This is a genomic window from Neptunomonas japonica DSM 18939 (genome assembly GCF_000422765.1).
Classification (GTDB): Bacteria; Pseudomonadota; Gammaproteobacteria; order Pseudomonadales; family Balneatricaceae; genus Neptunomonas; species Neptunomonas japonica.
Genome location: NZ_AUGR01000009.1, coordinates 74,929 through 94,045 on the forward strand (window position 1 = coordinate 74,929; position 19,117 = coordinate 94,045).

20 protein-coding genes are annotated in these 19,117 nt (G+C 43.2%); 4 read left to right on the forward strand and 16 right to left on the reverse strand.

Annotation, left to right across the window (positions count from 1 at the left end; genetic code table 11):
- Position 1: 1 nt before the first annotated feature.
- The 9 genes from G511_RS0107130 to G511_RS22050 all read right to left on the reverse strand — a co-directional run bounded on the left by G511_RS0107130 (position 2) and on the right by G511_RS22050 (position 8,408).
- Positions 2 to 679 (reverse strand): sugar transferase, encoded by a 678-nt coding sequence (locus G511_RS0107130; RefSeq protein ID WP_084629034.1) that lies wholly within the window; start codon positions 677 to 679, stop codon positions 2 to 4.
- A complete protein-coding gene (locus G511_RS0107135; protein ID WP_036551559.1) occupies positions 676 to 1,872 on the reverse strand; it encodes a glycosyltransferase family 2 protein in 1,197 nt (398 codons plus the stop codon). The genes G511_RS0107130 and G511_RS0107135 overlap by 4 nt, the downstream gene beginning before the upstream one ends.
- 1 nt (position 1,873) lies before the next feature.
- Positions 1,874 to 2,983 carry a glycosyltransferase gene (locus G511_RS0107140; RefSeq protein ID WP_028469040.1) on the reverse strand — a complete coding sequence of 370 codons (1,110 nt, stop codon included), beginning with the start codon at positions 2,981 to 2,983 and terminating at the stop codon, positions 1,874 to 1,876.
- Positions 2,976 to 4,472: a GumC family protein gene (locus tag G511_RS0107145; protein WP_036551562.1), complete on the reverse strand. Its 1,497-nt coding sequence runs from the start codon at positions 4,470 to 4,472 to the stop codon at positions 2,976 to 2,978. Before G511_RS0107145 ends, G511_RS0107140 begins: the two co-directional genes overlap by 8 nt.
- 24 nt (positions 4,473 to 4,496) lie before the next feature.
- Positions 4,497 to 4,979, reverse strand: coding sequence for a hypothetical protein (locus G511_RS0107150; protein ID WP_028469042.1), 483 nt, complete (start codon positions 4,977 to 4,979; stop codon positions 4,497 to 4,499).
- Between the two features lie 292 nt (positions 4,980 to 5,271).
- A complete protein-coding gene (locus G511_RS0107155) occupies positions 5,272 to 5,829 on the reverse strand; it encodes a hypothetical protein (RefSeq protein ID WP_028469043.1) in 558 nt (185 codons plus the stop codon).
- 67 nt (positions 5,830 to 5,896) lie between these two features.
- Positions 5,897 to 7,030: a glycosyltransferase gene (locus tag G511_RS0107160; RefSeq protein ID WP_028469044.1), complete on the reverse strand. Its 1,134-nt coding sequence runs from the start codon at positions 7,028 to 7,030 to the stop codon at positions 5,897 to 5,899.
- Positions 7,027 to 7,809, reverse strand: a complete 783-nt coding sequence (locus G511_RS22045) for an acyltransferase (RefSeq protein WP_051221661.1) — start codon at positions 7,807 to 7,809, stop codon at positions 7,027 to 7,029. The genes G511_RS0107160 and G511_RS22045 overlap by 4 nt, the downstream gene beginning before the upstream one ends.
- Before the next feature lie 251 nt (positions 7,810 to 8,060).
- Entirely contained in the window at positions 8,061 to 8,408 is a 348-nt protein-coding gene (locus tag G511_RS22050) for a DUF2750 domain-containing protein (RefSeq protein WP_036551565.1), read from the reverse strand.
- A 59-nt stretch (positions 8,409 to 8,467) separates the two neighbouring features.
- Here G511_RS22050 and G511_RS24330 point away from each other — a divergent pair, with 59 nt between their 5' ends.
- From G511_RS24330 to G511_RS0107190, 3 genes are all read left to right on the forward strand, one after another.
- Positions 8,468 to 8,611, forward strand: coding sequence for a hypothetical protein (locus G511_RS24330; RefSeq protein WP_156905169.1), 144 nt, complete (start codon positions 8,468 to 8,470; stop codon positions 8,609 to 8,611).
- A gap of 1,093 nt (positions 8,612 to 9,704) precedes the next feature.
- Positions 9,705 to 10,223 carry a hypothetical protein gene (locus G511_RS0107185; RefSeq protein ID WP_028469045.1) on the forward strand — a complete coding sequence of 173 codons (519 nt, stop codon included), beginning with the start codon at positions 9,705 to 9,707 and terminating at the stop codon, positions 10,221 to 10,223.
- A gap of 141 nt (positions 10,224 to 10,364) precedes the next feature.
- The gene (locus G511_RS0107190) at positions 10,365 to 11,252 is read left to right on the forward strand and encodes a DMT family transporter (RefSeq protein WP_051221663.1); all 888 of its coding nucleotides are present in this window, start codon (positions 10,365 to 10,367) and stop codon (positions 11,250 to 11,252) included.
- A 55-nt stretch (positions 11,253 to 11,307) separates the two neighbouring features.
- On the opposite strand, the gene G511_RS0107195 is transcribed toward G511_RS0107190, so the two are convergent.
- Positions 11,308 to 11,934, reverse strand: coding sequence for a dioxygenase family protein (locus G511_RS0107195; RefSeq protein ID WP_028469047.1), 627 nt, complete (start codon positions 11,932 to 11,934; stop codon positions 11,308 to 11,310).
- A gap of 346 nt (positions 11,935 to 12,280) precedes the next feature.
- Here G511_RS0107195 and G511_RS0107200 point away from each other — a divergent pair, with 346 nt between their 5' ends.
- Positions 12,281 to 12,676, forward strand: coding sequence for a DUF1761 domain-containing protein (locus G511_RS0107200; protein WP_028469048.1), 396 nt, complete (start codon positions 12,281 to 12,283; stop codon positions 12,674 to 12,676).
- A gap of 47 nt (positions 12,677 to 12,723) precedes the next feature.
- On the opposite strand, the gene G511_RS0107205 is transcribed toward G511_RS0107200, so the two are convergent.
- The 6 genes from G511_RS0107205 to G511_RS22060 all read right to left on the reverse strand — a co-directional run bounded on the left by G511_RS0107205 (position 12,724) and on the right by G511_RS22060 (position 19,040).
- Entirely contained in the window at positions 12,724 to 14,094 is a 1,371-nt protein-coding gene (locus G511_RS0107205) for an O-antigen ligase family protein (RefSeq protein ID WP_051221665.1), read from the reverse strand.
- Positions 14,095 to 14,105: 11 nt separating this feature from the next.
- Positions 14,106 to 15,551, reverse strand: coding sequence for a lipopolysaccharide biosynthesis protein (locus G511_RS0107210; protein WP_051221667.1), 1,446 nt, complete (start codon positions 15,549 to 15,551; stop codon positions 14,106 to 14,108).
- Entirely contained in the window at positions 15,548 to 16,537 is a 990-nt protein-coding gene (locus G511_RS22055; protein WP_051221669.1) for a DUF4114 domain-containing protein, read from the reverse strand. The genes G511_RS0107210 and G511_RS22055 overlap by 4 nt, the downstream gene beginning before the upstream one ends.
- Positions 16,538 to 16,654: 117 nt before the next feature.
- Positions 16,655 to 17,173 carry a hypothetical protein gene (locus tag G511_RS0107220; RefSeq protein WP_028469051.1) on the reverse strand — a complete coding sequence of 173 codons (519 nt, stop codon included), beginning with the start codon at positions 17,171 to 17,173 and terminating at the stop codon, positions 16,655 to 16,657.
- Positions 17,170 to 17,997 carry a hypothetical protein gene (locus G511_RS0107225; RefSeq protein ID WP_028469052.1) on the reverse strand — a complete coding sequence of 276 codons (828 nt, stop codon included), beginning with the start codon at positions 17,995 to 17,997 and terminating at the stop codon, positions 17,170 to 17,172. The genes G511_RS0107220 and G511_RS0107225 overlap by 4 nt, the downstream gene beginning before the upstream one ends.
- Entirely contained in the window at positions 17,994 to 19,040 is a 1,047-nt protein-coding gene (locus tag G511_RS22060; protein ID WP_051221671.1) for a glycosyltransferase family 4 protein, read from the reverse strand. Before G511_RS22060 ends, G511_RS0107225 begins: the two co-directional genes overlap by 4 nt.
- Between the last annotated feature and the right edge of the window lie 77 nt (positions 19,041 to 19,117).

The following is a 19,117-nucleotide window of genomic DNA, read 5'->3' on the forward strand; positions in this document are numbered from 1 at the left end:
ACTATTGCCCTCGGCCAGTGACCATTACAATAACTGTTTGAAAAATGATTTGTAGATCAGAGAATATCCATGACCTTAGGTTGCCTAATTGCAGTGCGTAAGCATGATCAAATGCCACTTTATTACGAACATCGTTAAGATCACGGTCATAGCCTTGGTTTACCTGAGCCAGACCTGTGATACCTGGCTTAAGCCCCCAAGTGCGCTCCGCAAAGTAGGGGATTGCTGCCTCTAGTTTTTGATAAAAGCCGGGGCGCTCAGGGCGAGGGCCAATTAATGACATGTCGCCAACTAATACATTGAACAACTGTGGAAGTTCATCCAAGCGGGTTTTACGCAAAAACCGGCCGAACATAGTCACTCGAGGGTCATTCTTTGTCGCCCATACAGCGCCAGATGCAACCTCTGCATCTAACCGCATGGTACGGAATTTATACATCCAAAATATGTCTGTCTTATTTTTATCGGCTTGTCCGATTCTTAATTGTTGAAAGATAACGGGGCCTGGAGAAGTAAGAAAGATCAGACCAGCAATGATTGGAAACAGTGGTAAACATACACACAGCGCTATGAAAGAGAGGCTAATGTCCATGATCCTTTTCAAAACAAATACTTTAATAGGAATGTAATTATCCGTGTATTTATAACTTCTTATAAAAGAAAAGTTAAAAGCATTCATGATGACACCTCCTTACTAGAAACGGGTTTCCAGCAGCCGCGTTCTAAGCCCAGTAAGTAACGCGTAATACCTATTAAACTACTGAAATAGCCATTGACGAGATAAAAAATCAAATTGAGTGGGCGTGTGAATTTACTCTTTGAGAGTAACTTTTCTGGTAAAAACAAACTCAGTCTAGCCAGCGTTATGCCACTCACTTCGGCTAAGAGTAAGAACAAAAACAGGCTTGATCCATTTGCTAACATTGCACACAAGAATAGCTGTAGCAGTATGATAAAGGGCATGAGTGTGCGCAGGGCTTTACCTGATAAAAATGCAAAGGCGGTTCCCCCTTGGCGCGGAGATAATAATGCAGGCAGGCGTAATAATTGCTGCATATTGCCTGCCGCTATTCGAATCCTGCGGCGCTGGTCCATTTCTAAATCCGCTTGCTCCAGCTCTAAAGCTATAATGCTACAGTCGTAAACTGCAGCATAACCGGCAGCAACCATTTGCATTGGTAGGATAAAATCATCATTAATCGTGTCGGGCTCAAGTGCTTTAAAGAGAGGACGTGAAAAGAAGTACAACGCACCATGAACGCCAATTGGGCTGCCAATAGCTGCTTCACCTTGTTTAACTTCAATCTGATATTTCCAGTATTTATTTTCACCGGCACTACCAGGGTTCAATAAACGATAGGTTGCAGCTACCACCGCAACATCAGAGTTTGAGAAATGTTGATTGGCAATTTTAAGACCATCTATCGATATCAAGGCAGAGGCATCACTTAGCGCAACAATGTCTGTATCAAGCTGTTCTATCACTTGGTTTAATATTGCAACCTTGCCTTGGTTTTTATCTAAATCTAGAATCTCTATATTGAGCCAGCTATTTTCAGGCTCTTGAGCAACTTGGCGAGCAATATCGGCAGTATCATCTTGGCAGCCATCACAGGCAATGATCAGTTTTACTAAATCAGCAGGGTAATCCAGTGCCGCTACATTACGAACCTTGTCGGCGATAACATCGGCTTCGTTATAAGCGGGTACGAGAATCGTTATGCTTTTAAAATCGATATCTGCTTCTAGGTTGCTTACTGGAGTATGAGCGTTGCGCTTTTGTATTTTTTTAAGAATCAAAGGGTAGATCACATGATGATAAATAATCAGCAACCAACACAGGACAATTAATAGCAGTAAAGAAAATGACATATCACACCTCCAAGGTGGGTTGTGAAGATAAATTGGGCTCTAAAAGTTGAAAGTAAGCTTGTGCCGTTTTAGTCAAATCGCCTTTGCTTAAAACAAACTGGCGTGGGCTTGTTCGTCGTGAAGATAGACTGTGGTGCAGTAGTGCTTCTTGTAGCTCTTTTATATTTCCAGCAGAGACTGTTATCCCGGTTTTAGGGCAAACAATATTTTTGCAACCGCCAACATTAGTAACAATGACGGGCACACCGCAGGCTTGGGCTTCTAGGGGAGATAGCGGTAAACCTTCGTTCAACGAAGGCAAGCAGAAGAGGTCAATGGCATGATAAAAAGGCACCATATCATTTATGTTTCCAAGAAATGTAACTCGCTCAGCAATGCCTAATTTTTCTGCAAGATCTTCTAGTGAACTACGTAAGCTTCCATCACCTGCCAGTACTAGATGCACATCAAGGTGAGTTCTACTTAAAGCCTTGAGGAGAAACTTATGGCCTTTAACTGTTTCAAGGCGTGCAGCGCAACCGACGAGTAATGTTTGCTTAGGTATTTTTAAACGTGCTTTAGCAGACGCTTTTTGTTGCTTAGTTGGCGGTAAGAAATGCTGAGTATCAACACCATTGAGAATGATTTTGGGGGTTGTGGCAGGAAAATGTTTATTCAGTGCTGTTGCTACTTCTGAACAATCAGCGACTAACATCGGCTTTAACAAGTAGATCAGGGTGCGTTGAAGCCTTTTATTACTTTTCTTATTCAAGTGCCATGCATCATGTTCAGTATGAACATGTTTAAGTTTAAGGTATTTAGCCGCCATACCTGCGTATAAAAAAGGGCCTATGTGATGGCTATGTACTGAGCTTGCTTTAAGGTGTATTAGTCTGCGAATTAGCCGTTGTACTAGTGTTAGGTCTAGGCCGGCGGATTTGTCAAAAAAGTGCAGTCGGTGTGCTGTTTCGGCTAATCTTGGCCACTGCTTGATGGCAGATGCTTTATCTCCTTCAAGGCTGAAAATATGCACTTCTGCTTGTGAGTCTAGCTGCTTAAGTAAGTCTAATGCCATGGTTTCAATGCCACCAGGGCGTAGATGTTGTACGACTTGTACAATCACTTTATTCATAGGTTGGCTCCTTCTCTGTAGTATTGAGAGAATGATGAGAAAAAGGGGGGATGCGTGCTAAAACGGGTACATTAAGCATCGCGACAACGGTGTCTTTACGACGAATACTGGTATCGAGCAGTTCAGCAATGGTCGCCAGACCTATGCCTAAACCAATGCCTGCAATACTTCCGGCTATCACGAAAATAATAAGTGGCATATTGATGGGGCCAAGTGGATCAAAAGGTGGGTCGATCAACTTTACGCGTTCGTGTTCTTCATTCTTGCCTAGCGAGCGTGTTACTCGTGCCATTTCATGACGCTCCGCAAGGTTCTCAAATACTTTTTGGCGTACTTGAATATCGCGCTCTAACTCTTTTAAGCGGCGCTCATGTTGCCCATAGCCATTAACTTGCTGCTGCATACGATCAATTTCGGCTTGCAGTGACTTCACCTCGTTCATAAGGCGCTCGATATGATCATTCGCTTTTTGTAGGCGTTCTAATTGAGAGATGAGCAGTGGGTGCTTGTTATTACTTTGGTGTGTTTCTTGGCTCATAGTGGCAATAGCCCATAAGCGTTCTAGTTTCACGTTATCTAGGCTACCGCTATTAAGAGAGTTCATTTCCATAAGAATGCGGCTGCGCTCTTTTTCCAACGAGCCTAAGCGAGCACGAATACTTTGAACTTGGCTATGTTCATCGGTATAGCGGGCCCGAAGCTGGGTGAGTTGCGCCATTTCATTGATAATGGACTCTTCAATTTTCCCTACCACAGGATTGGTTTGTGATAAGCGTAACGCGAGACTGGCCTGAGCCGCCTTTGCACCTTCCAGCTCAATGCTACGTTCAGCTAAGTAGGCTTTAAGCACGGATAAGCGCGCAACATTGGCTCCATGTAGCGCGGGGAGTTCACTCGCATATTTATTTTTATACTCAGCCAGTGTTTGTTCGGCATCTTGTAAGTTGGAGCGTCTTGCTTCCATTTCACCTGCAAGAAAGTTTTCAGACTGCAATACAGATGAGCGCTGTGGTGCAAGTACGCGCTCCACAAAGTGCATGCTAATCATAGAAAGGGTTTCTTTGATTTTTAGGGAAGATCCTGCGCGATAAGTGATCTTTATAAGGTTATCGCCGACAAGTTTTGCATTAAGTGCTTTTGAAAGGTCGGCAATGACATTGGCTTTGCTCTGCTCATCCATCTCGTCATTGAGCAAATTCATTTTCCAGGCAACACTGGCAAGGATATGTCGGCTATGGAGTAATGCATTGAGTGCTTCCATGCGGTTACGCAGGTTCGTTGCAATGGATAGGTCTTCAAGAAAAGGGTTATGCTCTGATGCTTCTTGAAACAAAATAGTTGTGGTTGTTTCGTATTTTTTAGGTGATAAAGCACCAACAGTAAGCCCGACAAAAGGCATCAATAAAATCGGAAGCATGATTAGATAACGACGACGCCATGCTGCCCATAAAATGGAAGCAATGTTCTTTATCAATAGGCTTCTAATCATAAGTTTCTCTCTTGCGCTGTGTTGTTACTGTGAGATCTGTACACGGTCAGCCTGCAATTCAGGCTGCATAGAGATATTTGTTTTACGTGTACGTTTGCTAAGAAAGTCACTGACATGTTTGCAACGAGAAATGGCAAGAGATGCTGCAGTAAAAGGATCACTTAACCCACCGGGAGCACAAGCAACACTGACGGGTGTATTAGCGAGGTTGGCAAAACGATGTAGCTGGTCTTCTTGTGTTGGTGTTAGGCGAGAAATTTTTCCAGAAAATGAGAGTGTTAATTCGTTTTGGTCGCTTTGAGAAGACGACTGTTGAGTAGTCTTACCGTTTCGAGCTTGGGCAAGAAGCTGCTCAACACTCATTGGCTTATGGCCATTGTTAGTTACTGCTTGGGGTTGATTTATACCTAGTGAGGACAGGTTTATGTTGCTTAAAGATGTGGCGCAACCTGATAGCAGTCCGAGTGAGCTTAAAATGATTGAGTAACTTATCCAGGCCCTTTTCATTATCTATCTCCAATACTTTTAAAGTGTGTAATAGAGATAAAGCAGGGATTGGGCCAAGATCTTCTAATTAATTTAAATTATTATAAATCATATAGTTGCAGATATTTAGTGAAGTGTTATATGTTGCTAATATGTGTTTGAAACACTATTGAAGTAGCTCGTTATCAGAAAGAGTCGCAATTTGAGAGAAGAGCGCCAGGCGAGGCAATTGAGGGATTAAGGAGGGTTGTAGCAAGTAAGCTACCCGTCACTCAACGTTATTCGAATGACGGGCGGCCTTGGCGTGTTCTCGTTATAAGTTGTAATGCTGCTTGAATTTCATCATTAGCGCTTCAGGCTTATACTTTTTATTTTGCTTGTTCAGTACATAAACCACGGTTTGCTTGTCAGGGCCTGTACCGATATCCGTATAACGGTAGGGTGCCTCACCAATCATACGCATGGCTTTCATATCTTCTAAGCTATCGAAAACATATAAACGGCCATCCTCAGCACGGATTTCACCGTAAAATGGATCGGCTGCTTGTAATGATCCTTTAAACATCTCTTCTGCTGCTACGCCGCTTAGCTTCTTCTTATCAACGCCGCGCAGGCCGTAAACCAGTGTTTGTCCATTTGGACCACCGCCAATGAGCACTTTACGGTACGATGTTTCACCGACAGTCAGGAACTCTTGATAGACCTTAAAATCATCAAAAACATAGTAACGGCCTTCATGAGATACTTCATAAAGATCTTGGTTATTAATCTCTGGAGCTGTAGCGACGTTATCCTTCACGCTAGTCGATTGGCAACCATACAAGCTCAGTAGTGCTGCGACCGTCATCATTCCTGCAAACTGTTTTTTCATTTCTGCCTCACAAGCATTGTTTCAACGTAATCACAGCACCATAGCGGCAGAATATGACAGAATCATGTCATAAAGATTGCAGTATATCTTTGAGTAACCTAGCTTGTTTGCTCCAACTTTCTTTGCTGAGGCGCTGTTGCCTCATGCGTATGAATTGCTGGCTGTTTGACTGGTAAGAATGTTCAATCGCTTGTGCAAAGCCCCCCGCATCATTGCGAATGTCGATAAGATCCCTGTAACCATCCAATGCAGGAAAATCGCTACTAACAACTGCAGAGCCTGCGGCTAAATACTCCCTTAGTTTTAAAGGGTTGCATGCCTCAATTTGGCGATTGTGCAAAAACGGCAGCAAACCGACATCCCAATGTTGGCTATACCGAGGCAGTTCATGATGGGGCTTTGGCCCTAACCATTGAATGTTAGGTTCTTTCAATAACCCTTCTATGTTGCAGCTTGCAGGGCCTATAAGTACAAACGTCCAGTGCGGCAAGTGGCGGGCTGTATCAATCATTAGGGCTTGATCAAACCATCTGGCGATTGATCCATAAAAACCAGCGACAGGGCCAATAGGTAGGTCAGTTGCACGTTCCGTAGGTGTTGAAAAGAGTTCGGTATCAACACCGTGGGGAAGAACGATTGTTTTTTGTGAAGGGAATTTCTCAGCGAGCTTGTTACTGGCAGTAATGATCAAGGTGCTCTTAATGACGAGCTCTTGCTCCATCTGTTGAATTGGCTGGTGGTCAACGCCATCCAATGCCGAGAAATCATCACCGCAGTAGTAGATAGTAGCGCGTTCACCTAATCTGCCGACAACATCAACCGCTGACGGTAATGATGTCCAGAGTAATGGGCGCTGCTTGTTTTGTTTGAGCAAGGGTTTTAATTGCTGCGTAAGAATTGTCTGATTAATACGACGTGCTATTTGGCTTGCAGGCCAAGGTATGGTGCAGGGCTGTAAAATTGAAGGCTGTGGCCCTTGTCGGTTATCTTGAGTAGATTCAGAAGAAAACGGGGTATGTAAAAGAGCGGTTAATTTATTCCATACTCTATGCATATCCCGTTGAGTGAATCTAGGCTTACGTAGCCCTAGGGAGTTCACCCAGAGGATCTCCTGCTCCGGGATTAGATGCTTAATTAAGTGTTGCGTACTGCTAGGGTGCCCGCCCCAGTCTTCGCCAAAAACCAACATATCAATATTCATGCGGCGTTCTCCGTGCTATGAGTACTCGCATGTGAACTGCTTTGAGGAGTATTAGGCGAAGTGCTGGTGGACGTATCGAGGGGTTTAATAATTTTTGCGGGTACGCCCGCGGCCAAAACAAAAGCAGGGAGGTTATGTGTTACAACACTACCGGCAGCAACAATGGTGCCTGTGCCAATGGTGACACCTTTCATAACCGAAACGCCTGAACCGAGCCATACATCCTTTTCAAGAATAATATCGCCCACCTGGTCATCGCTTTCAGGTAACCCTTTAGCACGTGCAACAGGGTCAAGTGGGTGGCCGGGGTAACCCGCTAAAAAACCACGTCCGGCAATACGTACATTATCGCCAATAATAACGTGTTGCCCAACAGCAATGGTGGTTTGCCAGCCGATACCGACGTTGTTTCCTATTGTTAGTTGGGGTGTTTGTTTGCTGCTCCAACGCCCCGAAAAAGTGGTTTGTCCCGAGATGCGACAATCATTACCTACCTCTATATCAAGGTTACCTTGAACAAGAGGCATGCCGCCATAAAGATACAGATGCTTACTGTGGTTGCTTAGGCGTGTTTTAAAAAGAGGTGTCCAATAGAGCACGCGTGTTAGCGAGCTCAATAGATGGCAGATAAGCGTATGTAAAATCAGAATAGGCTTGTAAATAAGCTTAACAGAAGGAACTTCGAAATTTTTAGCCCTAAGGTGCAGTTGTTTTATCAACTTAGCTAGTGGGTGGCTAGAGGTTTTTACCCATCGTTTGAGTGTTTGTAACGTATTCATCAGTACACCTACCTTATTAAAAAAAGTTGGGTTTATGATGAGCTTGCAGAAGCTGTGCCAGATTATTTAACTAATAAAATCAAATAGTTAGTTGTATTGCTTGTGTACGTATTTGTTACTTCGCATTTTGCGACAAAGTTTGTGTGCCGAATCTAAAACGATCACCCTGTAAGCACAGTAGGTATGCAGCATGTTTCTGCGGGCTTATATAAATAGAAATGCTACAAAAAAATGCTGAATCGAGGTGCCCATCATTTTCTTGCTTTACGGATATCCCGATCTAAATCTTCTGGATGTACAACTAGACCTAGCTGATCTTCTTGAGGAGCAATTACCACATAGAATTCATCTTCTACAAGGCCTGCTGTCCAACGATGCTGCCACGTTTTTAATGTGATGGCTTCTGCTTCGCATGATTTCCATTCGCCATTAGCCCAGTTGCTCGCGTCAGCTTCACTCGCCCAAACTGGAACACAATCTTCATCGTCGGTATTGAGCATGACGCAACCATGAGTGTCGGTCAGAATCCAGATCTCCTGCTGGCTGCAAACTTGTTGCAGAAATTGTTGATAATTTGCTTCGTAAGCTTGCTCGCTCATAGGGCACCGTTGTGAGAATTGTTACGCGAGAATGCGTAAGCTGTTATTAGGTGCGCATAGTGTCGGCTTGTACAGATGGTGTCAATTACAAACAGGTAATTTACCGGTTGAGTTGGTTGTTTTCTGTCGGTGCAGAGCCAGAAGGTGCTGGTATTGAAGGGCAAGGTCTCGGTTGGAAAAAATACGTACATTATCACCAATAATAACGCGCCAATGTTCTTTTGACTAAGAAATAAATGGCTAAGTTATTGATCTTTATAACTAACAAACTATGATTCTAGAATAGGGATTGAATGTATTGGGCAAAGGATTGGCTCTTTTTTACAAAAACCACGTTCGTCTCAATCATCCTATCTCTTTGAATTACAATAAATTAATGCTTATGGTGTTTTTACTTGGAACCCAATTAGTGCGCCAAAGTGATAGTAAGCCATAGGCTCTTGAATAAACTGTTATGCACAAATTATGTTGAATTACATCAAGCGAATAAATAGAGAGCGCAAGCAACTATCTAAAGGCTATAGAGTATTTTTAGATATACTCGGCTTCTTATGCGTTGTCATAGCGTATTTTTCTCTCACAGCTCTATCTAGATATTGTTTATGGCAAGATGCTTGTTCTTATCTACAACAAAATCAGGTAGTTTTTTGGGTAGTATTTCCATTCGTATTTCTGCTATCAGTTTCACTAGTCCAATTTTTTGTCTTTGGCTTATGTAGCTTTTATTTTGTATTTTCAGGTCGCCTATCCAGTAAAGAGGCACTCAAGTTCACGTTTTTATATTACATGCCTCAAAGTTGGTTCAAACAAAATGCATAACAAGCGCAATCACAAAGGACTAAATTCCCGTTGCACCTTTTGGCATGGCTTCGCCATTATATGCAAAAAGGCTCCACTCCAATTTAGCCCGTGTTGCGAGCGTTAAATGCCAAACATGCGAAGCCGAGTTCAATATTTCTCAATTGCTACACTACTCTCAATACCAGCAGTAATAATTCCAGTTAATATCTGGCTCGGAGAACTACAAGCAACTATAATTTTTATAGTTTTGGTCGTATTACTATTATTAGCTCAAGCAGTTTTGTTTAAGTGCCCCATCTGTTGGGAATGTATTTTTAAAATTAAAGGGAGTAAATACTATTTCACTTGGTATCGCGGAGCGTGTCGAAATTGTGGGCACAAATTCGAAGAGTAAGGCATTTAACACATATGAGCCTTCTCAAGTAAATAAGTCGAAGTAACTCTTACGCGATGCGGCAGAGCTTTAGTCGTTAGGCGAAGGAAAAACTACAGATTATGATTGAAAACATTACCAGAAAAATTGCTCAGTCAGATGAGCTTTATAGGCTCCTTTCGATAGTACCTATATTTCTAGTTTTTGGGGTGATTTCCATGTATACAGCTGTACAAAAAGCCCTTCCAGAGAAGTTAGAGTTGATACCTATAGTTAGCAACATTACAGATCTTAAAAATAACTCTGGATTAGTATCATTCGAGGGCAATCCTGAAAAACTAAGATTTCCATGCATTTGCGATTACGGATGGGGTTACAAAGCTTTCGATGGCTCTAAAACAATAAATGCACTTGTTCAAAGAAACTCTGATGCAGAGTTGTATGCATGGGAGCTATCTATTAATGACACATCTATATTTACCTACGAAGAATTATATGCAGAACGAAAACAGGAAAAAGATGAGGCCATTCAGTTTGCTTTATATACATTAATAGGTTCAATAGTTGGCTTAGTTTTTTACGCTATCGTATATTTCGCACGTAGCAGGTTTTCCGAAAGAGAAGAGCCAGAAATCGCCTAACCAATCAAGTACACTCTCTACGGTCTAAGGATGTCGCTTATTCGGAGCGTTAGAAGGCATTTAATTAAACTTTAAAAGCATCAAAAAAGTGGTAGGTTGTTGTTTAAACTCTCCGGTAATAATTCTAATCGACTCAAACACATGACTCACAACTACATACCTATTGCTAAAGACTGGCTTTCTCTGCTGCTACTTATTCTGCTGTGGGGTACGTCATTTATGTTTACCGCTGTATCACTGGATAGCTTTAGTCCTGTAGGTATAGTCGCTCTTAGGGTGTTGATTGCTGCTGTTATTCTAACTCTTTTTATGTATGCCAAGGGTTTACGTTTGCCTGTCGACCCGTTGGCTTGGGCAGTGTTTTTGCTGCTGGGCATTATGGGTAACCTGTTGCCATTTCTTCTGATCTCAACAGGTCAGAAGGATGTTAGCTCGGGCATTGCGGGGTTGTTGATGGCATTTATGCCGCTGGTGACAATGATTTTGGCACATTATTTTGTGTTAGGTGAAAGCCTCAACCGCTTTAAAATACTCGGTTTTGTGTTGGGTATTACTGGTGTGGCGATTGTGCTTTGGCCGTCGTTAGTAGGGACTCACAGCAACTTACTGAGTGGTCTACTGATTTTGTTAGCCACTTTTAGTTATGCAATAAATGCCATTTTGGTGAGACGGTTGCCCTCCTATAACCCTGTTGTAACGGCAGCTGGTGTGATGATTGTTTCCAGCATCGCTATAGTGCCATTGTGGCTGTGGCAAGATCTACCGTGGCAACAAAGCTACTCTTTAAAGGCCACGTTATCTGTGTTGTGGTTAGGTATCGGCCCGACTGCGTTTGCCACCATTACTTTGTTTGCAGTTATCGCCACGGCAGGTCCTACGTTTCTTTCGTACATTAATTACGTGATTCCTGTAGTTGCGTACTTTACTGGCGCGCTTATTTTGGGCGAAGCCATTGAATGGCACAGCTTAGCGGCGTTGTTATTAATAATTTTAGGGATAGCGCTAACGCGCAAGCGGGTTGCTGGTTGAAGTAAGCTGATTCTTATTTTTTTGCGTTAGCACCCTTGGTTTTATTGGGAAATATTCAAAGAACAATATTAACGGTTGCCACTTCTCCATGATCTGCGGGGAGGTATCTCATCAAAACAAATTCAGCCTGATCGTCAGACATACGGCGAAACAAAGAGTCCTTAATGTTCTCGGGATTGTTGGCCTCGTAGAATTGTGTTGTCAGGAGTTCCCGCTTGCTATCAAGCACTTTGACATGGATATGTGGTGTGCGGCCGGGGTACTTTCCTGGTTTGATAGTCCGAAAGCTGTAGCGCCCATCTGGCCCAGTGATATCGTGCCCAAAACCCTGAAAACTCTGATCATACATAACAGTGCGTGTATCTTCAGTATGTAGATACTTTCCGTTGAGGTCGCATTGCCAGATCTCGATGCGCAGCCCATTGAGCGGCGCGCCGTTTTGATCCTTGATGGTACCTTCCAGCGTGATTACCTCGCCAATTGCCTTGTGGTTATTCCCCTGAACTTTGACAAGGTCATTATCAATGTCTTGTGTCCGCATTGATTCTGTTGGGTAGAATGGCCCTTCGGTGGCACGTGGTGTTGAATTTGATGCTTTAGCGCCTCTCAAAAAAATGAGACCGCCAATGGTGACTGCTAACCCAGATAAAATAGAGCGACGCGATTTTGAGATTTTGTTCATTTGGTTACACTCTTAATTCATCACTTAGGGTGTGATGACCTATAAGTAACTAGTGATTTAATTATGATGTTCTCCTTAAATATATTTAAGGCATTTTTTAAAATAACATTATGCTAAATACAGTCAAGCACGCTGTGGTGGCTAATAAATTTAATTTATATTATTTAAAGTCTTTTTCTAAAAATAGAATGAGATCGGTAATGTCGCCCGAGCTTATGCCGCTGCCGTGGCCCTACTCTGAATCAATTCCACAATAATGGAGATGAGTGCTATGGTAGAAATATCATGGATATTCTGTTTTGCTGGTTTATGCCTTTCAACTTATCTTTAGAGTAGAGGATTGAATATGCTTGAGGTAAACCTGTTAGGAGTCATAGCTGCAACCCTTGTGGGTATGCTTCTTGGTGCTTTATGGTATTCATCTATCGCATTTGGTGGAGCATGGATGAAGTGCGTTGGTAAAACACCCGAAACACTCGGTAAGCAAACTGCTCCATTGGTTGGCAGTATTATTTCGAGCTTGCTGACAGCCGTTGGTGTTTCATTGTTGTTTTCTTTACTTAATGTTTCTAATTTTGTAACCGCTATTAGTATTGGGGCTATTTTGGGGTTCTTGGTTATATTTCCCGCATTACTATCAGATAATTTGTTTTGTGGCTGGGGAAGTAAACTTCTTATTATCCAATCCGGATATAGGGTTGTAAGCGTGTTTCTTATGTCTTTGGTTATCTATCTTGTTTAATAGCGGATCCTGTTTAACACCCTCTATTGGTATCGAGTCTAGCTACTTTATAGCCTGATTATTTTTGTCTGTTGAGATAACGCGATAGCAAGCGCCAATAGAATGTAGATCGGCCAGGTAAAGCCCATTGTGAGAAAAGTCGCCGACACACAAAAGCCAGCGAGACCAGCCTGAACCGCTTGTGCGCATGCGTATAGCGTAGGTGAGTAGTGCTGCTGTATAGGTATTTGTGGTCTTAAGCGGTTAATACTGGTGTAGCTAATACGGGCAATCATAATAATCATGGTGGTAAATAACATCAGGCCTAGAATACCGGTTTCGGCTAATACTCCAAACCAGGTGCTATGTACGGCGTGATTTTGACCGTCCCAGTGCGGGCTATATTCAAAATAGTTCGAGATAAAATTGTTGATGCCAACGCCCAGCAACGGATGGTGTAGAGCCATTCCCATCGCGGCCTGCCAAGCATAAATACGGCCCATGGCTGATTCATCAATGCCTGCTTCTTGAGCGCCGCCTGAAGCACGATCACTAACGCCGGCTAAGGCAAAAAGCACCATGAGCGCCACTAGTCCTAAGCTGATTAATAGTGCTTTATTTTTGACTCGACGCCATGCAAAAATTCCGGTGACAGCACAACTACCTAACAAGCCTCCACGGCTCTGTGTTGCAATAATTGCGCATACGATCGTAATAAAGCCGACTAACCCAAACAATTTCCAAAATTTACTTAAACCAGGCGTTAGAAACATCGCTAATGTGAAGCTGGCAGGAAACAGCAGTACTAACGATAGATCATTAGGATCACCGAGCATTGAGCCAATATTGCGGCCAATAGTAACGCGGGTTCCTTCAACTAAGCCAATACCAGCATTTTTATTGTAAAGCGCTACAACCGCAAGGCTAATACCGCAGACCGCCATACTGACTAAAAGCCCTTTAAATTGACGCTCTTTTTGCAGTAACCAGCTAATAGCCAGCACCATAGTGGCTATTTTTATATAGGTTCCATTTAACGAACTCATTGCTGCTCCGCGATTTGTCGCAAACAATGCGCCAATAACAACGAGCAAAAAGAAGCAGCTAAATACAGACATTTCACGACACCAAAAAACATTAATGCGTTGTGTGATTAAGTTAACCAGTAAAGAGCCGAGAGTTCCCACTGCGAGTAGCTGAGGGATTTTAAGGGAATAAAGCGTTGGAAATACTTCATGCAAACGGAAAAATGAGAAGGCAATAAAAGCAAGGCAAAGCAAAAAGGGCATTTGTAACCCAGCAATGAGCAGTAAAGGCAGTAACGCAATGGCTGCAAGCGCAGGGTGTGGCAGTTGGTACCAAGTAAGCCCGATCATCAACACAGATATGAGTGCAATCAGTACTTGCTGCCAGCGGTTGATGATAAGGATATTATTCATCAGTATCTTGCTCAATGCTTACTAGGGTGAGCCCGGTAAAAACGTTGTAACCAAGGCAAGGGTAAAGGGTTGAGCAACGCGGCTACACCGGCAAAGCTGAGCATGATAACCAGTATTTGAATAGCCGTATCTATGCTGATAGGCGCTGAAGGTAATAGATAAATGCAAACAAGCATGCATGCCGTTAGCAGTAGAAGTGATCTTAGTTGATAAGGGAGTTTTAAGGCGTGTTGGCTAATATAGTAGATGGCCGCTAAACGCAGACTGAGCGCTATGCTTGTTGCCAAAATTGCACCCCATGCGTAAAAGAGTGGAATCAGGACAAGGTAGCCGACTAATGCGATACCCGCCGCTGTGCCATCAACTAGCGCGGGGCGAATGGTTGAGTCTTTGCTCATTGACCCAAAGCCAAGTGTTGATGTGGCATTGTGTAAAGCGGCAAGGCCAGCCAACCAAGGTATGTATTGAATAGCACCATGGTAAGAGGAGGGCGTTAGCAAGCGTACTAATGTTGGCCCGATTGCTGTGATGATTAATGCTGACGCCATCGCAATAATGACACCTATGGTGGCGATATCTGCACAGCGTTTAAGGCCATTTACTTCTTTTAAACAGCTAAAGCGCTTTGCATGCCACCAAAGATCAAATGGCTGTACAAGAACAGCGGTAATTAAGCCGAACTTGGCCGCAATGGCGTATTGGGCCATTTCGGCTGTGCCAACCACGCTCGCCAGAATCCAACGATCAAAACTACCTAATACGAACCCCGCGATACCCACAAAAATAAGCGGACCGCCATAGATCGAATACATTTTAAAACGAGCAAACTCAAAGCGAATGCCGGTAGTGTGGATCTGCTTTTTTATCAGCCATGCGCATAGAACGATAGCCGAGAGTAGTGTGGCACAAAGAACGCCCATGACCCCAAATCCTAAAAATAGGAGAGGGATGGCAATAGCCACTTGCAAGGCAACTCGTCCTGCGGTGCCGGCAAAATAAGTCCATGGGCTGCCCTGCATGCGTAACCAAGCCAGTGGTACAAGAATAGTTCCGACAAGCGACAGGCTAGCAAGAATTAAGCGTGCTTCGGTTTCTTGTATATTGCCGGGTAACCACTGGCTGACTTGGGGGGCAATCAACTGACCAATGATGAGTGCAGTTGTCCCCACAACAATGGCCATACCGAATATATTTGCCACGGCTTGCTTCTGTTCTTGTTCATTATCTGCGCTGCCAGCAAAGCGGAAGAGGGTTTCAGCCAAACCCATGCCGATAACAATGCTGAGTAAGTCTGCAAGCGTTTGAAGTACATCTAGCCGTCCATAATCTTCTGGCGTAAGAAAGTGTGTAGCTACGGGCACCATCACCAGTGCAAAGCCTTTAGATAATGCTAGCGCAGAAGCATATATAAGGCTGTGTTGCACCGCTTGTGGAAGCTTTGCAATACGGTTAATCATGACAAGCAATCTCCTTTGTCTGAGCGAGACTGCTGGCGGCGTAAAAATACCAGTGCACCCAATGTCAGCATGATGCCACCAGGTAGTCCAGTACCCATGCTAGGAGCAGGAGCGGCTTGTAAGCTAATAACTGATCCAGACGTAGGTACATCTGCAAACAATGCCTCTACTGGGTCGGTTCTTATACGAAATACAGCATCATTAAAATCATTATCACCTTGTGGCCTTACTAGATCTTCGAAGCCGAGAATGAGTTCATTTTCACCCGAAAGAGAGGTCATCATGGCCACATGACGTGAGTTGATATCAACATTATCCATGGTAGCTGATGCATTGTTTTCAGGATTAAGGAGATCAATAGTGTACATAGCAAGTGGATCAGCATTGTTATCCCAGCCTTTAACTTCTCTACCTGTCCATGCGTTTTGTAGTAAGAAGAAGCCAACATTGGTGCCTTCCGTAAATACTGAACCACCTGTCATGTTATAGTCAGTGCCATTAATATCGGTGATTTCAGTACCTAGTAAACCTACCGTATCTCCCGCAATTAATGAGCCGCCACCTCCAAGTTCTGATACATTATTAAAAACCATGCCTGTTTCAATTCCATCGATGGCTTGTAGCTCGTTAATGCCGATGTGTCCTGAACCATTCAGATCAAGATCACCGAAAGTTGATCCATCAAAGGCATTATCAGTAAAGGTGAAATAACCTAACGAGTTTCTGTAACCGGCCCCCTCATCAAGAAAAGTGACGCTCATATGAGCATCGCTTTGCAGTGTTATATTGGGGTTATATTCCAAGCTTAAATACTCTTTGTTGGCAACAACGCTCTCTGGTAATGCTTGCTGAACCTCTTGCAGTAATGCGGGGTCAAGATCAACATTGACCAGTGTGTCAGTTGCATCGGTAGCGGCATGCAGTAGGTCGGCACTGAGCAACAAGCTTAAACTCATGAGTGTTTTTTTATTAATTGGTGTTTTCATAGTAATCTCCCATTCATTACACATAGGTAAAAGCAAGAAACGAACCAATATATAAGTTATTGAATTTAATAAGTTATATGAATAATGGTCACTCTCATAATGAGAAAAACCTTGGGTTTAATCAGATGTTTTCGCATTTTGAGAAGCATCAGCAACGAGAGAGGCTGCGATGTTGCAGGTGCCTTTTTCGGCAAATGCTTGGGGATGTGGCGTAGCGTTTGACTCACGCGAAGAGGACGATAGCAATAACTGAAACTTATCAATGACGCGTTGCACAGTGAACTCCCACTGTGGGAAGCGTGAATAAATCCTGCCATTAAAAATCACACCGTATGACATTTCATCGTCATTAATGATGGCTTTTAAAATATGGCTACCTTCTGCGTTTCGGTACAAAGTAAGCAGCGCGATACTACCTGCACAAAGGCGGTGTTGGTAACCGCGAATCTTATAGGGGCCTTGGTTAGCCGCTTGTATTGAACCAATGTCGATCAAGTCAGGATAACTAATAGCTGATATAGATAATGGCTGCTCTACTGCTGGCCTGACGGTGGATTGATGTTTATAGATACGGCTAGCCGGTGCTAGCAATACGGCAGGTACTAATATAAAAAACACGGGGAGGTATTTTTTCATGACTTTTTCCATTTCACACAAGTCAGTGTCAGTAGCAATGTAATGGCTTCGATAAAGTCAGCTCCGTCACCTTCATGCAGCTGCAGATACCACTGTTCATCAAGTGCCATTAATGAAAGTCTAATACTGTTAATGCTTAATATCAGAACAACAACACAAACAATGCGAAGGTAAGCACGAGTCGTGATTGTGTGATGTAAGTAAGTCGTTAAACTAAACCAAAGCAACATTGCCCAAGACAGGTTCCCTAAGGCTGAGCAGCCCGTCAGTATGAGTAAGCTATGACCACTTTCTTGGGTGATAAGGTTATTTTCTACAATGGCGTCAGGCGTTAATATTTGTAGAAAAATACCGCTAAACCAAGCATCAAAGTTAAGAATCTCATTCGAAAATAAACTGAGCAGTAGCTGGCAAACAGGGCTGCGAATTGATATCGCAAATAAAATGAGAACGGCAGACCTTTCTAAGATAGTGTGCTTACCATCTTGCCCACAAATCTGCTTAAGCCAAATGCCGCAACAAAGTGAGCACAAAACCCAACTGAGTGTTGCGTTAGGTAACACCATTAAGGTGCTAATAAGTGTTGCATATAGCAAGAACCCGCGCGGTTGTGCTCTGTACTTTATTTGAGTGTTAGATAACAAGAATGCTGATAGAAACAGGCTAAACCATAAAACATAACTTTGGCCAAACCCGCTACTTGCCGCCACCAACAACGGTTCGTTTAAGCTTTGCATAATGGCAGGCAAAAGAGCGTTGATGACTGCCATTAATGTGAGAACGGGCAGTAGCAAGCGCTTTGGATTAGCTTGCGGCATCATCATAATGAGTGATGCCTTGTGTGTGGCGATTGTTTGTTTACTTTTGGGAGGGCTCTTTGGTAAATGTCCACGATGCGTGGGCAAACGACATCATCAGTATAGTGTTGTTTTATATGGTCACTCGCCGCAACAGAGAGCGTTGTTTGCTGTGTGGTATTAAGCAATAACCACTCAGCAATGGCTTGCTGGTACGCATCCTCATCTCCCGGCGAGATTAACCAGCCATTTTTGTGGTGAGTAATAAGTTGAGGCAGCCCACCAATGGCATAGCTAATAACAGGAATACCTCGGGACATGGCTTCTAGTGCGACTAACGGAAGTCCTTCGGATTCGCTGGTAATGCAAAGCAAACCAATATCTTTCCAAAAGGCATCCATATTGACTAAACCATGGCATTTAATATGCGGGTATTGAGTGAATTTGCTGCGTAAAGGTCCGTCGCCGTAGATATGAAAACCATGTAGGCTTGATATCCCTTGTGTAATACGAGCAAAGCTCTCAGGACCTTTTTCTTGCGAAAGACGACCAACAAAAGCAATCTGTTTTCCGTGTTTAGCTGTCAGCGGCTGCTCTTTTACAAAGTTGTTTACTTGAGTTGAAGGGGAGGGGATCCGTTTATCTATTTCAGCACTAACGCTTAAATTTTGATTGGCAAGTCTTGAGGTTTGTAGATCTAACCAGCTATAAATACGTACCTTGCCATTACCCAGGTCACCAGCATGAAAAGTAGATACAACCGGCACTCCCGCAAAATATGACAAGCTGCGACCGAGTACGCCTGCTTTATAGCCATGAGTGGTGACCAGTGAAGGTTGTTGTTTAATGATAGGTAGCAAATCAGAAGGCTTTTCTAAGTAGCGCCATCGTAACCCTAATAAAGATAACTGTTCTGCCAGAAGGTTGTCTGCGTAGCGCTTTAAGAACAGTACTTCGTTATTAAAACCATTACGCTCCAGCCAGCAAGATAATAGAAATACGTGTGTTTCAATTCCCCCACTGCCGCGACTATCGATAAGTTGATAAATGTTTCTTTGTTGTAATTTCATACTTGGCCTCTATGTGCTCTTTTATTCTTATAAGGGAGCAAATATGCAGCCACTAAATATAATTTCTTTTTAAAACA